General features: G+C 35.8%; 13 protein-coding genes and 1 tRNA gene. 2 read left to right on the top strand and 12 right to left on the bottom strand.

Going from position 1 to position 15,022, the window contains the following annotated elements; translation table 11 throughout:
- Window positions 1-76: 76 nt before the first annotated feature.
- From C564_RS0114600 to C564_RS0114655, 12 genes are all read right to left on the bottom strand, one after another.
- Complete coding sequence (locus C564_RS0114600) at window positions 77-655, bottom strand: 5-formyltetrahydrofolate cyclo-ligase (RefSeq protein WP_003200367.1); 579 nt, start codon at window positions 653-655, stop codon at window positions 77-79.
- A gap of 166 nt (window positions 656-821) precedes the next feature.
- Entirely contained in the window at window positions 822-971 is a 150-nt protein-coding gene (rpmG, locus tag C564_RS0114605) for a 50S ribosomal protein L33 (protein ID WP_001265618.1), read from the bottom strand.
- 70 nt (window positions 972-1,041) lie between these two features.
- A complete protein-coding gene (locus C564_RS0114610) occupies window positions 1,042-3,396 on the bottom strand; it encodes a sugar phosphate nucleotidyltransferase (protein ID WP_018765832.1) in 2,355 nt (784 codons plus the stop codon).
- 326 nt (window positions 3,397-3,722) lie between these two features.
- Window positions 3,723-4,379: a phosphate signaling complex protein PhoU gene (phoU, locus tag C564_RS0114615; protein ID WP_016116338.1), complete on the bottom strand. Its 657-nt coding sequence runs from the start codon at window positions 4,377-4,379 to the stop codon at window positions 3,723-3,725.
- 341 nt (window positions 4,380-4,720) lie between these two features.
- The gene (gene pstB / locus C564_RS0114620) at window positions 4,721-5,536 is read right to left on the bottom strand and encodes a phosphate ABC transporter ATP-binding protein (RefSeq protein WP_016116339.1); all 816 of its coding nucleotides are present in this window, start codon (window positions 5,534-5,536) and stop codon (window positions 4,721-4,723) included.
- A gap of 21 nt (window positions 5,537-5,557) precedes the next feature.
- Window positions 5,558-6,424, bottom strand: coding sequence for a phosphate ABC transporter permease PstA (pstA, locus tag C564_RS0114625; protein ID WP_003208513.1), 867 nt, complete (start codon window positions 6,422-6,424; stop codon window positions 5,558-5,560).
- Between the two features lies 1 nt (window position 6,425).
- Window positions 6,426-7,376: a phosphate ABC transporter permease subunit PstC gene (pstC, locus tag C564_RS0114630; RefSeq protein ID WP_018765833.1), complete on the bottom strand. Its 951-nt coding sequence runs from the start codon at window positions 7,374-7,376 to the stop codon at window positions 6,426-6,428.
- Between the two features lie 27 nt (window positions 7,377-7,403).
- Complete coding sequence (locus C564_RS0114635; RefSeq protein ID WP_018765834.1) at window positions 7,404-8,321, bottom strand: PstS family phosphate ABC transporter substrate-binding protein; 918 nt, start codon at window positions 8,319-8,321, stop codon at window positions 7,404-7,406.
- Between the two features lie 316 nt (window positions 8,322-8,637).
- Window positions 8,638-10,740, bottom strand: coding sequence for a peptidoglycan D,D-transpeptidase FtsI family protein (locus C564_RS0114640; RefSeq protein WP_018765835.1), 2,103 nt, complete (start codon window positions 10,738-10,740; stop codon window positions 8,638-8,640).
- A 109-nt stretch (window positions 10,741-10,849) separates the two neighbouring features.
- Window positions 10,850-12,127, bottom strand: coding sequence for an MFS transporter (locus C564_RS0114645; RefSeq protein ID WP_018765836.1), 1,278 nt, complete (start codon window positions 12,125-12,127; stop codon window positions 10,850-10,852).
- 136 nt (window positions 12,128-12,263) lie between these two features.
- Entirely contained in the window at window positions 12,264-12,875 is a 612-nt protein-coding gene (sodA, locus tag C564_RS0114650) for a superoxide dismutase [Mn] (RefSeq protein WP_018765837.1), read from the bottom strand.
- A gap of 224 nt (window positions 12,876-13,099) precedes the next feature.
- Window positions 13,100-13,173: transfer RNA gene (locus C564_RS0114655), tRNA-Ile, on the bottom strand.
- Between the two features lie 653 nt (window positions 13,174-13,826).
- On the opposite strand from C564_RS0114655, the gene C564_RS0114660 reads away from it, so the two are divergent.
- Together C564_RS0114660 and C564_RS0114665 are read left to right on the top strand one after the other, a co-directional pair.
- Window positions 13,827-14,594: a DUF1189 domain-containing protein gene (locus C564_RS0114660; protein WP_003200348.1), complete on the top strand. Its 768-nt coding sequence runs from the start codon at window positions 13,827-13,829 to the stop codon at window positions 14,592-14,594.
- A 64-nt stretch (window positions 14,595-14,658) separates the two neighbouring features.
- Window positions 14,659-15,006, top strand: coding sequence for a hypothetical protein (locus tag C564_RS0114665; protein ID WP_018765838.1), 348 nt, complete (start codon window positions 14,659-14,661; stop codon window positions 15,004-15,006).
- Window positions 15,007-15,022: the final 16 nt, after the last annotated feature.

A 15,022-nucleotide genomic window follows, 5' to 3' on the forward strand; every position in this document is an offset into this window, starting at 1 on the left:
TATGGAAATATAATAAGAAAACGTTCACATATTTTATTATAATCAACAAGAAAAAGTCTCGTCAATTTTTATTTGTCTATACAAGTCCATTTTGAAGAATTGTTTCTTTTTCTGTAATAATTTTTTGTACATTTTGATCAAACGACTCTGTTGGAATATAACTTACAATTTGAAAATCAAAAGCTAATGATAACGTTTTCCCTTCATACTGCAGCAGATAACGATCATAATAACCACCGCCGTACCCAATACGTTCCCCTCGTCTTGTATACGCAACTCCGGGTACAAACAGAAGATCAATTTCATTTGCTTCTGTTTCTACTGTTAGCGCAGGAATTGGTTCACGCAAGCTCATATATACTGTTTCTAATTGATCAAAATTTGTAATTTGACGAAAGATCATTGTTCTTGTCTCTCTATTACACTTTGGTACAACAACTTTTTTTCCTTCTCGCCATGCTTGCTCAATAATTACATATGTATTCACTTCATGTTCCATCGAAAGAGTAATTCCGATTGTTTCCGCTTCTCTCCACTCTTTTTGTTCATATAAAGAAAATACAATTTGTTCTGATAAAGTTTTGTGCTGTTCTTTCGATAAAAAATTCATTTGCTCCACTATTTTCTTACGTAAACGTACCTTCTCCTCTTTCACACGCTTTTCCCCCTATAAAGTGATCCTTTACTTACTTTATAATTATTAATCGCAAAAATGAATTATGTTCTTGTAAACAGTCTATCATTTTTTTCATGTATCATCACTTTTCAATAAGGGTTATAACCATAGTAAAAAAAAGAAACAGTAGGAAATTTCCTACTGCTTACTTTGTTTCACGGTGTAACGTAGACTTCTTGTCACGCTTGCAATACTTTTTAAGCTCAAGGCGCTCCGTGTTGTTACGTTTATTTTTCTTTGAGATATAGTTACGATCTCCGCATTCTGTACATGCTAGAGTAATATTCACACGCATTCTTATTTCCCTCCAGTCACTAATAACTTAAATCAGACTATACTATAATACCACTTTTAAAATAAAAATTCTACACCTTTTGATATTGTCTAATTTTTTCTATAAGAGTTTTCATATTTTCCTTTGCTATTACTGGGTTTCTCGCGTGTGAATATACAAGAAATTTAGGATGTTTTGCATCAGAAACAATATAAGACCACTCTTTTTCTGTATATTTAAATTGGATTCCCTCTAATACTTCGACTTCTCTTTTTTCCATATCTTGCAATAACATTCCCATTACTTTCCCTTTCTCTTTCCACGAGCAAACAACTTCATCACATAATAAGTAAAGGGGTGGTGATTGCTCTAACATCGTCGACAAAGTATTTCCTTGCCTAGCAATTAGTTCGAATAATTTTCCAATCCGATATAAAATATCTTGCTGCCATCTCATCTGAAACTCACTTTGTTCACCATACATATAAAAAAGAAGATAGCACTCTCCTAATTTTAATGATAATGGATAAACACTTTCTGTCGTCTCAAGTAATAAATCAGGCACATCGATTTCTTCACAATTCGCACTTTGGTAAATCCCACCATGATTATCATATAATTCAAACTTATTTCCTTGTTCATAAAACATAAGAGCCATATGAGCTCTACTTGATTTCATTAACAATTTAACATGTTCTTTTTGCTCACTAGCATAAACCCATGTAATTGTGCAACCTAGTTTTCGCAAGAAGGATATGAGTAGGGACTGAAACATTTCATCTCTTTTATTAATAAGAAGGTGAAATGTTTGCTTTTGTATCGTTTCGATATCCAAATACACTAATACAGATTCAACATATTTCTCTAAACAAACATGTACCGTTTCATTTCGTCCTATGTCTTTATCATATACATAATGAAATGCTTCTGACATATACAAGTGTTCCATTTCTTTTTGCTGTTTATACGATAACCTTATGCCTTCCTTACCATACAGTTGAATGACAATTCCTTCTTCTTGTTCAAAGCGAATAAAAATGCCCCCTGCACATTCGAGTTCATTGATCGCATACCGAAAGGCTGAATCGTTCATTTCTTGACATTCCATCGTATACAAGCCAACACTATGAATTGCATGTAGAAATAACTTTTTAAAAATATCAACTTTTACATCATCATATCCCCCTATCAATATACGCTCCCCTTTTGAAAAAAGAGAGCCATATGCCATTGCTATTTTTACAACAACTTGAGGTGTCATTTCTATATTACCTCTACCTACTACCCGGCTTTTTTGCAGCCAACCTGAGTTTTTTTCATTTTCAGTAATTCCTGACGAGGCAATAATAGAATGACTATCAACAACTTTATTAGGCCATATTTTCCCATTGTGTTGTATCACTGTATTTTTTCCAATCTGACAACGGTCTGCTACCACACTTTTCTCAAATAAAGTTACATCATCTTTAATCATCGCATTTTCTCCAACGGTCGCTTCTAATAGCTCACAGCGTTTTCCTACATACGTATGGGCAAGAACAATACTTTTTTGAACATGCGTATGATCTAATATTGTGCTGCACTTACCGATAATTGAATATGGCTCAATTATTACCCCCGCTCCGATGGACGCTCCTTCTCCGATAAAAGATGGACCGTGAATTTTTGTTCCCTTTTCAATAGTTACCCCTTCTCCCATCCAAACCATCGGTAGTACTTCCGTATAAGAAATGGGTACCTGTACTTTCTTTGTAAGTAAGTCAAAATGAGCCTGCCGATATTGATCTAATGTGCCAATATCTAACCAGTAGCCTTGCGCTACATATCCAAAGAGTGCTTTTTTATTTTCCAGCAAAGGAAAGACATGGTGACTAAAATCAAAAAACTGCGCTGATGAAATATAAGAAAAAATTTCGGGGTCCATAATATAAATGCCTGTATTTACAATATTTGAAATCACTTCGTTCCAACTCGGTTTTTCCATGTAACGTATAATTTCATGCTCTCTATTCATAACGACTGAACCAAATGATAGTGGGTTTTCCACTTCCTTTACAAACATTGTGACCAGTCTATTCCTGCATTGATGGAATTCAATTCCTTTCGATAAATTAAAATCCGTCAATGCATCTCCACTAATTACAACAAATGGCTCATCTAAAAACGCTTCTGCTTGTTTAATGCTTCCTGCCGTACCAAGCGGTGGCGAATCTTCGAAATATTGCAACTTCACCCCCCATTTACTTCCATCACCAAAATACCGCCTAATTGCCGTACTCATATATTGAACTGTAATTGCAATCTCATGAATACCATGCTGCCTTAGTAACTCAATATTGTATTCTATAACTGGTTTTTCAAGTAATGGTAACATTGGCTTTGGAAGATTACATGTTAACGGTCTAAGACGCCTTCCTTTTCCTCCAGCTAAAATAACCCCCTTCATATACATTCATCCTCCACGTTTATAATGTTGAACGACCTTGTATATCATATGTATGTCACTTATGTAGAAATTAACCTTTTCACTTCACTGAATCACATTAGTAAGCGCTTACTTTATAGCTTAATACTGTAAAATTTTAATCAGTGGCGTTTTTCCTTGTCCTTCACCAATCAAGTTTTTTACAGGATAAACAATCACTTCCTATATTATTCCATATCATATTATGATACATCTTATCATCATAGAGAGGACAAGACAACGAGCTTTTTTTGTCATGTTTTGACTAAAAAAGCAAGTGATATTCCATCACTTGCTAACATTTTTTCCTATTCATTTAATAAATAATGTTTTCCTTTCACCAAGTAAAAAACATTCTCGGCAATATTCGTAATGTGATCTGCTACACGCTCAATGTAACGTGCAATAAAAGATAATTGTGTAATTTGCGTAATCGCTTCAGGATGTTCAGGGATAGAGGAAATAAATTCACGAATCGCTCTCCCGTATATTTCGTCAACAGAATCATCCATTTCCGCAATTTGTTTTGCAGAAGTTAAATTTTCTTCTTGATATGCTTCTAACGATAAATTTAACATATCCATGGCAATCGTAAACATTTGTTCTAGACTATGCAAGCTAACAGATACATCTTTTTCTCCGAGCCGAATTGTTGATTTAGCAATATTTACGGCATGATCTGCAATACGTTCTAAATCTGTTGCTGTCTTAATCGAAACAAAAATTCTTCGCAGATCGCTTGCAACAGGTTGCTGTTTTGTAATTAGCATAAGTGCAAGGTCATTAATTTCTTCTTCTAAATTATCCATACGGTAATCACCATCAATGACTTCTAGCGCTTTTTCTACATCTTTCTTCTGAAGCCCTTCCATAGAACAAGAAAGGGCTTCTCTTGCCAATTCTCCAAGTTCAATTACCTTTTGCTGCAATGTGTGTAAATCATAATGAAATTGCTCCCTTACCATGTTGTTTCCCCCTTTAGCTGTTACATATATGAAAACTCCCGCCACTTAGCTCCTTTGGATCTTGAAGTGGGGGTTTCTCGTGTGTCTCCTCTAACAGATGCGTAACACGAGTGGAGCTGACACAGTTACCTGATAGCACAACCCCTCTATTTCATTGGCAAACGCCTTTGGAACCACTTTTTTAATATATTGTACAAAGCGTACAAGAATGCGGTTACTAGCAATTCAGCTCCCCGCTCAAGGACTGTGCTGAGCATAGTCCTTGAGCGGGGAGTTTTCTTACTTGATTTTTGATAAAATGATAAAAGCCCCTTATAAAGGGGCTTTTACTCCCAAAAACATTAACCAAATCGTCCCGTGATATAATCTTCTGTTCGTTTATCTGTAGGAGTAGTGAATAACTTGTTTGTATCTGTATATTCAACAACTTCACCGCTTAGGAAGAACGCTGTTTTATCAGAGATACGTGCCGCTTGTTGCATATTATGCGTCACAATTACAATACTAAAATCTTTCTTTAGCTCTTGAATCAATTCTTCAACTTTCAATGTAGAAATCGGATCCAATGCTGATGTCGGTTCATCCATTAAGATTACATCCGGTTCAATCGCTAAACAACGCGCGATACATAAACGCTGTTGTTGTCCACCAGATAAACCATATGCATTATCGTGTAATCGATCTTTTAATTCATCCCAAATCGCTGCACCACGTAAACTTTTTTCAACAATTGCATCAAGTGTCTTCTTATCACGAATACCATGAATCTTTGGACCATAGGCAACATTCTCATAGATAGATTTCGGAAATGGATTTGGCTTTTGGAACACCATTCCAACATGCGTACGTAATTCTTCAACAGGATATGACTTATCAAAAATATTTCGATCTCGATATTCAATTACTCCCGTTGTGCGAACGATAGGTACTAGCTCTACCATACGGTTTAACGTTTTTAAATATGTCGATTTTCCGCAACCACTCGGTCCAATAATTGCTGTTACTTCATTCTCATGAATACTTAAATTAACATCTTTTAATGCATGATCTTCTCCATACCATAAATTTAAATTTTTTGTGTCGAATACAACCTTCTTCGTTGCTGACTCAATTTTCTCTTCATTTTTCACCTGTACATTTACTACTGTTGCTACCATTTTGAATTCCCCTTTCATCCACTACTTACGATTTCTCAACCATAAGACAACCACATTTATAATGAGCAACAATCCTAATAAAACGATCATACCGGCTGCTGCTACATGCTGAAACTCCTCTTGCGGTCTACTCATCCAATTAAAAATTTGAATCGGTAAAACTGTAAATCTATCAAACATGTTAAGCGGAATATAATTAGCAAAAGCAAGCGCCCCAATGATTAATAATGGTGCCGCTTCTCCGATTGCCCTCGATAAAGCCAAAACACATCCCGTTAAAATTCCTGGCAAGGCAGTTGGCACTACAATTTGATACATTGTTTGCCATTTTGTAGCACCGACACCATATGAGGCTTCTAACAAAGAGCTTGGCACCATACGAATTGCTTCTTGACTCGACACAACAACAGTTGGTAACACAAGAAGACTCATCGTAAACGCTGCTGTTACTATACTCTCACCTAACTGAAGACCATATACAAAAATTGTTAAACCAAGCAATCCAAACACAACAGATGGCACCCCCGCTAATGTTTGAATATTTAATTCTACGATTCTTGTGAATACAGATTGTCTTGCATAATGCTCTAAATAAAGAGCTGTACCTACTCCAAATATAAAGGAAACTGGTACTACTATACTCATAAATACAATTGTTCCTGACAATGCAGCGGCAATACCAGCTTGCTTTGGATTACGCGAAGCAAAGTTCATAAAAAAATCTATCGAAAGATAACTTATACCTTTTTCAAAGATTTGATAAAGTAATAAAATTAGTATGCAAATAGAAAATAGCATTGTCATATAAGAAATTGACTTATATATTTGATCCTTCCAAAAACGCGTTGCCATATTTTCTTTTATTCTCTTATGATTCAGCATTCGCATCTTATATCGCCTTTCTAAAACGGTGCATAATCTGCTGCGAAATCATATTCATCATGAATGTAAACATAAGTAACGTCGCGCCTACAGCGTACATACTATAGTATGCGATCGTTCCATGGGGGGCATCACCTAAGCTTACTTGCACAATATAAGCCGTTAACGTTTGAATGGAGTGCGTCGGATCTATAGATACATTGGGCGTTGAACCTCCAGCAATGACAACAATCATCGTTTCACCAATCGCACGTGAAGCCGCTAATAGGATTGCAGCCATAATACCGGTAAATGCAGCTGGAAACACAACCTTTCGTACAGTTTCAAAACGCGTTGCACCTAGCCCAAGTGAAGCCTCTTTTATTCCTTTAGATACAGCTCCCATTGCATCTTCAGAAAGAGAAGCGATTGTTGGAACCATCATAATTCCTATAACAATGCCTGGACTAATTGCATTAAAGAACTGTAAATCCGGAATGACACGCTGCAAGGCCGGTGTGACAATCGTTAAAGCAAAAAATCCATATACAATTGTAGGAATACCTGCTAGTAGTTCTAGAATGGGCTTTAACACTTTTCTAACAAAGTGTGAAGCATATTCATTTAAAAATACGGCACATCCTAGTCCAATTGGAATAGCTACTATCATAGCGATTGTTGTTACAATTAAGGTCCCACATATAAGAGGAAGTATCCCAAACTTAGGCTCTTCAAAAAATGGTAACCATTCTTTCTCAGTAAAAAAAGAATACATTGATATTTCACGAAAAAACATAATTGTTTCATTCGCTAGCGTAATAACAATACCGATTGTTGTTATAATAGATACGCTAGCAATTGCCTTTAATAGTAACGGAACCATTCGATTGATTCGCTGCGTTTTTTTTCTTTTGATTGTATTTCTTTCAATCAAATGTTGCACAGAAAATGCAAATTGACTTTTGTCATTTCGAGCCAAAGATGAAAACCCCTTCCCATCCTGACATTATCTTTTTATTTCTGTTAACATTCGCAGCTGTTCACTATATTTCTTTTGTGGTAATTTAACATATCCGACTTCTTCAGCAAGTCCGCCCGCATGTTGCATCATAAACACCACATACTCTGCCACACTGCTTTTATTTCGAATCGAAGCATGGTTTACATAAGCAAATAGCGGCCTAGACAATGGCTTATAAACACCAGATTGAATGTTTGCTTTCGTTGGTGGTACACCATTTACTTTTACGGATTTTACCTTATCTCGATTCGCCATATAGTACGCATATCCCACAAATGCAATTGCATTTTTATCATTCATTACCCCTTGCATAATGACTTGATCATCTTCAGATAAAGCAACTGTTTTTGCAAGACGATTGTTTCGCAAGACAACACTTTGAAAATAATCATACGTACCGGAATCAACACCTGGCGCATAAAATTGCACCTTTTCGTGCGGCCATTTCGGATGAATATGTGACCATCGTTTCGTTCTCCCATCTTCGCTCCATAATAGACGTAATTCTTCTATTGTCATATTATCAGCCCATGTATTTTGACGATTCACAATGATTGTGAGGCCATCATAAGCAATTTCAAATGGTGTAAACTGGATGGAATTTTCCTTCATAAAATTTTCTTCTACTTGTTTTACCTGGCGCGATGCATTATTTATATCTACTTCGCCTTTGCCAAAACGATGAAACCCTCCTCCTGTCCCAGATATACTAATAGAAATTTTCACACGTGGTTCTTTTTTTGTGTACTCTTCCGCTATAGCTTCCATAATTGGAAAAACGGTTGAGGATCCATCAACTCTCACTTCCCTCACATCATTAGCAGCGGATGGAGTAGACACATATAAAAAAATGAAACATGTCGATATTGCTAAAATCTTGATAGATTTTTTTGTCCATTTCACGTGTAGCTCCTCCTAGAAGTATCCTGGAGTAACAGGATTACAGATATAAGAATAATGCCCAACTATTAATTCGGTTTTAATAATTTGTAAAAGTTTTGTAAAGTTCAACATAATGTGGAGGAATACGATACTTCTTTCTCATTTTCACTTCTTTTCTCAAAAGTAAATATATGACCGGTCATACTATGAGAGAGTTCACTTTTTAACCCCCTATTTCGCGTATAGGATATGCTCGTCCACAATTACTAAAACCTATGCATAAAATACAAAAAAAAGCACACTATCTTTTAAGATAGTGTGCCAAATTCACATATTTTTATTCTTTTTTACCTTTTTCATCTTTTGGTGCTTCACCTGTTACTTCTTGTTTTTTCAAGTCAAAGTAAGCATCCATAATTTCACGACCGATATTTCCGTTAATTCCAGACTTATCATCGTGTACCCATGGAACAACAACGGAGAATGCAACTTCAGGATTATCAAGCGGCGCATAACCTACTAATGTTAGGTTATAAGTTGATACAGGCTCGCCTTTTGCATTTCTTCCGATATCTTTGTTACCACCATAAAACGTTTGTGCTGTTCCTGTTTTTCCAGCAGCTGTATATTTTGCACCTGTAAAGTATTTTGTACCTGTACCACCTGAATCATTAAATACTTGTCTAAATCCTTCTTGCACACGCTGGATTTGATCTTCAGGCATATCAATACGATTTAATACTTTTGGTTCCATTGATTGAATCACTTTTCCGACTTCATCTGGTTTAGATGATGGTTGACGAATTTCTTTTACGACTTGCGGTTGCATACGATAGCCACCATTGGCAATTGTAGAAACATATTGTACAAGTTGAAGCGGTGTATACGTATCATACTGCCCGATTGCTAAGTCTAATAAGAAACCTGGTTGGAATCCAGAACCTCTCTGACCAGCTATTTCATTTGGTAAATCAATTCCTGTTTTCACACCAAGCCCAAATTGTCCAAAATAATAACGCATATCATCGAATGCCTTTTTCTTAATATCTAATGTACCGCCCCTTTGATATTGCACCCCAGCAAGATTCATGGCTGTTTTAAACATGTATACGTTAGAAGACATTTTTAAAGCGGTAAGGTCGTTAATACTGCCCATCGTTTTCCAAGAAGCTTTTTGCGGTGTACCTTTTAATTTAATCGGTTCATCCACTAGAACTGTTCCAGGCGTAATTGCTCCTGTTTGATATCCCGTTAGCACCGTAGCACCTTTCACAGTTGAGCCCATCGGATACGCACTTGTCATTGTTCCTAATGCGTAATCTTTTATCTCTTTCGTTCCATTTTCGTCTACGATTTGTTTCCCAGCCATAGATAAAACTTCACCATTTTTCGGATTCATCATCACAACAAATGCACGGTCTAAAAGTGGTTCTGCACCTGCATATTGCTTTAAATACTTCGTAAGGGTTTCTTCTACACGCTTTTGCAGTTCCATATCAATTGTTAAATTCAGGTCATTGCCTCGTTGACCTTTAGAAACGTTTATTGTTTCTAAAATATTTCCGTCTTTGTCTGTAACATTTCTCACTTCTGCTTTTGTACCATGAAGCGTATCCTCATATTGCTGTTCAATATAACTTTTACCAACGCGGTCGTTACGGTTATAATCTCGAACAAGAAAATAATCTAGTCGTTCTCTTGGCAACCCTTCATCTGAGCTTGTTACACCACCAAGTACACTACGGAACATATCATCATAAGTGTATTTACGATCCCAATCAACTGTCGTATCTACACCTGGCAACAATGCTAAATTTTCACTAATGATTGCATATTCTTCTGTTGTTACATCTTTTTTTATGATTTGCGGTGTCATTGCATATCCGCCATCCATTTTACTCTTAATTGCAAGTATTTCTAAATCTTCGGGTGTTAATTGATTTATTTCTGCCTCTGTCACGCGATTACGCTGACGCTCTGCCATTTCTTTATCATCAATTTTCTTTGCTTTAAATTCAGCTTGGTCTTTCTTTGTAATCTTTTCCTTTGCCTCTTTTTCATGTAAAGAAAGCCAATAATCTTTCTTATCACGTTCTGTTAATTTATCTGGTGATACTTCAATTAGCTTCGCCAGTTTTTTCGCTGTTTCTAAACGTTCTTCCGAAGTTGAACCCTTCAGTCTTGTAAACGTAATGGTACGAACTGGGTTATTATCCACAACCGCACGACCATATCTATCGAAGATCTTTCCGCGTGGAACTGGATTACTTACTGTTGAGTTTTCCTTTTTTTCAACTTCATTTTTATAGTCCTCACCATGTACAATTTGTACCATTCCAAGCTTTACAATGATCGCTGAAAACATTAAAAACACACAAAAAAACAACACGTTAAGCCGAAACGGAACGTGGGTTTTCTTTTTTTTCTTCTTTTTACTCATACGAACCCCCTCTACCAACAGCTATGTAATAGGAAAGGGACACCTTATTATAGGTGTCCTCACTGCTGTTTTACATGTCTTTTTATTCTAGCATAAAATCCAGAAGAAGTTAACCTTCTCGTTCAGTATGATTTTGTGTTGTTTCAGGTGCTGGAATCCTTGGTTTATTTGGATTCCCTTCCCCGTATTTGACATTTCTAACAGCAAAATAAATAAGTAAATGTCCAGCTCCAAGAATACATAATAGAACAGGTAAGCTTTTTTCTGGCTGGAAAAATGATACTGCACATAAAAAACTTAAAATCGAACAAATTCTTCCGCTGTTTAACCATAATTCTCGAACAACAATATACTCGACCCGCCATTCTTTCGCCTGCTTTGCTCTTCCGATTACATCGTATGTCATCGATCCGTACGGAACAAGTAAAATCGGATAAGCTATTGCAATACATGCTGCATAAATGAGTAATTTTATATATGTAACATGAAAAATAACTAAAAATACAACGACATACAAAATAATTCCACCAAGTAAAATCGCCTTTTTTCTCCACTCCTTTTTTAACATACGCGCAACCAAGTAATAGCATACAAATGAAACAGCGGAATTGACTAAACTATACTTTCCTAATGCAAATTCGCTCCCTGATGCCAAATAGACATATACAGAAATAACAAAAATAAACGTCCCTTCCCTTAATCCTTGAAAAAAGTGTGCGCGTGTAATCCTTCCCCAGTTTTTATCAACCTTACGTTCTTTCAAAACTTGAACAATTTCATAGCGCCCCTCACATTCTCTTTTCGATAAAAAGAAGCTTATGACAACAGCAATTGCAAATAAAGTTAATGAAAGAAAAAAGATAACTGTATAACCGCTCCATTTCTCCATACGTGAAATCGTATATCCTGCTGTTATTGGCCCAATCATTCCAGAAAAGGATGTTAAAAGACCAAGAAAACCGTTAAAAAAATCACGTGTTTCCGGTTCCGTAATCTCAAATGTCAACAGATTAAATGCAAGCCAATAAAAACCGTATCCAATTCCAAGAAGACCGCCAAGTAATAAAATGTAATGTGAAGCATACGTTCCTGTGAGTAAAACAACAATAAAAAAAGCAGCTAATGTTCCCACACCGATTCGCAGTAAAATAGCACGATCTATCCGTTTTGCCAATTTTCCTGCAAAAAGAAATGTTAGTGGCTGCAATACAACGCTTGCTAAATTATACAAACCAAGGTTCACATAGTTTTGTGTTTGTTTCCATAAATAAATGTTAACAAACGTGTTGGATAAAGAAATTGCGAGCGTGTATAATCCCCCCATAACAAGTAACAATATTAAATCACGATTCACCTCGACATCGCCAATTACATGTTTCCACTTCATACATAACTCTCCTTTACTTCATGTTCTAGTCTTCCAAAGACGAGCACAATTATGTAAAAGAAAGCATACAAAAAAGCTAGGAGAATATTCCCCTAGCTTCTTCAATATCGCCTTACCTAAAACGGAACAAGCGATATTATTTAGCTTCTTGGTAACGTTTTTCAGCTGCGTTCCAGTCTACAACGTTCCAGAATGCACCGATGTAGTCAGGACGACGGTTTTGGTAATGTAAGTAGTAAGCATGCTCCCAAACATCTAAACCGATAACTGGAGTTTTACCTTCTGTTAAAGGTGAATCTTGGTTTGGAGTGCTTGTTACTTCTAGCTCACCATTGTTTACTACTAACCAAGCCCAACCAGAACCGAAGCGAGTTGCACCAGCTTTTGCGAATTCTGTTTTGAATGCATCAAAGCTACCGAATTTCGCTTCAATTGCAGCTGCAAGTTCACCTACTGGTTGTCCACCACCATTTGAAGATAGAATTGTCCAGAAGAAAGTATGGTTCGCATGTCCGCCACCGTTATTGCGTACTGCAGTACGAATTGCTTCTGGTACTTCATTTAAGTTTGCAACTAATTCTTCAACACTTTTTTCAGCTAGTTCTGCATGACCTTCTAGCGCAGCGTTTAAATTTGTTACGTAAGTGTTGTGGTGTTTTGTATGATGGATGTTCATTGTTTCTTTATCAAAGTGAGGTTCTAAAGCATCATACGCATAAGGTAAATTTGGTAATTCATGTTTTGCCATTGTTACATTCCTCCCAGTTTATGTATTGCCAAAATGACTTGGCATACAACTTCATTTTACCCTAATTGCCATAGGGTGAAAACAAATTAAATCACATTGTCTTGCTATCATTAACGTAGCAAAATTCCCATTTCTTTTCAAATAAAATGCTCATATATTTCGTAAAAAAAGCTTCCTTCTACAAGGAAGCTTCTCGTCTACATGATGAACATTTGAAATGGATATGGACCCTGTAGGACTCGAACCTACGACCGGACGGTTATGAGCCGTCTGCTCTAACCAGCTGAGCTAAGGGTCCAGAATTATGTATATATCGGTGGCTGAAATTTAAATCACACCACCAAGTCTCCACAGAACTTTCATACAAGATAAAAACTGTATGATTGCATGGTTGAGTCACTGCGAGATATATCGGTTAAGAAATGTAAGATAAATTTACCATATAAAAAAGAAAAGTGTCAATTGTATTTTTACTTTTCTTAAAGTCAAACTTCCATCAGTAAACTTTTCCTCATTTCTCAATGATGGTGAGCTCTCGTCTATTTTACATTTACTGAAGTCTATCTTTTTTATTTTCAAATCTTAAAAAAACACCTTACTGCAAGCGAATAATTATATAAATCCATTTTGTTTTTTCGATATATAATAATCCCCCACTACGCAAAACAAAAAGTGACCTGCACTTGTTTTCTCTCTTTGTTTTACCGTCGGACGGGGTAGGAAAAAGGATCTGACTGCTTCTATGCATAGCCAGTTTCCCTCTCCTACCTAAAAGAAAGGTTTTATGTCAGGGTTTCAATTTATATTGATATAGCAAAAAGTCCTTTATAGCTCTCACTTACTGGGGTATCAATCTTACTTCACACGATATAACTTGTGGTCCTCTAGATTCGTACGTTACAATGATTTTATGCATCAATCTATCCTACATATAGCAAAGGAAGTGAATATATGTCCGTATTTACGCAGCTAGTAAAAAGTTTATATTCGCCAAAAGACATGGCACTTTTTCGTTTTCAAAAAATCGGAAAAACGATTCTGTATATCATGTTATTGTGTTTAATTGCAACAATCCCAAAAACCTTTACATTTGGGAATTTCACCCAAGATGTCGTTTCTACTGTACATCAATCAATTGAAAAAGATCTCCCAGATTTTAAAATTGAGAACGGCGAACTTCATGCCGACGTTAAAGAACCCATTATAAAAGAAGATGGGAACTTTGTTTTCGTATTTGACCCTAATGCAACGGATACGACTGCATATGCAAATAAACAAGGTGTATTCGTTTTAAAGGATAAAGTTGTATCTATTAATAACAATCAAACACAAAGTCAGTCTTATAGCGATTTTGGGAATGGTACATTTGAGAAAAAAGATATTAAAGATATCATATCAGCCATTGATAGCATTTATCCTATTCTCATGCTTGTTGTAGGAATAGTCATTTATTTGTTCCAATTATTCATTTCATTCCTAGGGGTAACAATTTTAGCCTTTATTGGTTCTGCAATGGGCGGTCAGCGGAAGTTATCTTACAAACAAGTTTGGACATTAACGGCTTACAGCTATACAATTCCAACAATTTTCTTTATGATTATGGATTTATTAAAAATAAATGTACCCTGGTCATTCCTTCTGTACACTGCAATCATTTTAATTGTTCTGTACTTAACCATTAAAGAAATACCAAAACCTAAAGAAAAACACGAACTATAAAAAATGCCATTTTGGCATTTTTTTTTTGGACAAGCATATATTTCCTAACAAAGGAGTGAGGAATATGAAAAGACTTGGTACACTCTTACTTGTGCTTGTTCTCGGTTACGTGTTTTATTACGATATAAAAATTGGTACTTTACCAATGTTAAGTTCATACAAAAAACCAACAGCTGCCCAAACTGTAAAAAAAGAAAATGTTGATACAAAATCCAAAAAAGAAACGGATGCACAATATAAAGCGATTGAAGTAAAAACAGGAGATACTGTTTTATCCATTACAGAAGCGATTAACAAGAAAAAAGTTCCTTCTATTGAAAAAGTAATCGATGATTTTAAACAATTAAATAAAAATACATCTTCTACAAAAATTAAAATTGGAAAATCTTACAAATTTCCATTATATCAATGAACCATCACTTAATCCT

The organism is Bacillus sp. 105MF (assembly GCF_000374885.1).
GTDB classification, from domain to species: domain Bacteria; phylum Bacillota; class Bacilli; order Bacillales; family Bacillaceae_G; genus Bacillus_A; species Bacillus_A pseudomycoides.

What these genes read in the sequence shown, in the direction of transcription:
- rpmG (WP_001265618.1), bottom strand. Translation starts at nt 971, where the DNA reads ATGCGTGTGAATATTACTCTAGCATGTACAGAATGCGGAGATCGTAAC.
- C564_RS0114610 (WP_018765832.1), bottom strand. Translation starts at nt 3,396, where the DNA reads ATGAAGGGGGTTATTTTAGCTGGAGGAAAAGGAAGGCGTCTTAGACCG.
- phoU (WP_016116338.1), bottom strand. Translation starts at nt 4,379, where the DNA reads ATGGTAAGGGAGCAATTTCATTATGATTTACACACATTGCAGCAAAAG.
- pstB (WP_016116339.1), bottom strand. Translation starts at nt 5,536, where the DNA reads ATGGTAGCAACAGTAGTAAATGTACAGGTGAAAAATGAAGAGAAAATT.
- pstA (WP_003208513.1), bottom strand. Translation starts at nt 6,424, where the DNA reads ATGCGAATGCTGAATCATAAGAGAATAAAAGAAAATATGGCAACGCGT.
- C564_RS0114640 (WP_018765835.1), bottom strand. Translation starts at nt 10,740, where the DNA reads ATGAGTAAAAAGAAGAAAAAAAAGAAAACCCACGTTCCGTTTCGGCTT.
- C564_RS0114645 (WP_018765836.1), bottom strand. Translation starts at nt 12,127, where the DNA reads ATGAAGTGGAAACATGTAATTGGCGATGTCGAGGTGAATCGTGATTTA.
- sodA (WP_018765837.1), bottom strand. Translation starts at nt 12,875, where the DNA reads ATGGCAAAACATGAATTACCAAATTTACCTTATGCGTATGATGCTTTA.
- C564_RS0114660 (WP_003200348.1), top strand. Translation starts at nt 13,827, where the DNA reads ATGTCCGTATTTACGCAGCTAGTAAAAAGTTTATATTCGCCAAAAGAC.
- C564_RS0114665 (WP_018765838.1), top strand. Translation starts at nt 14,659, where the DNA reads ATGAAAAGACTTGGTACACTCTTACTTGTGCTTGTTCTCGGTTACGTG.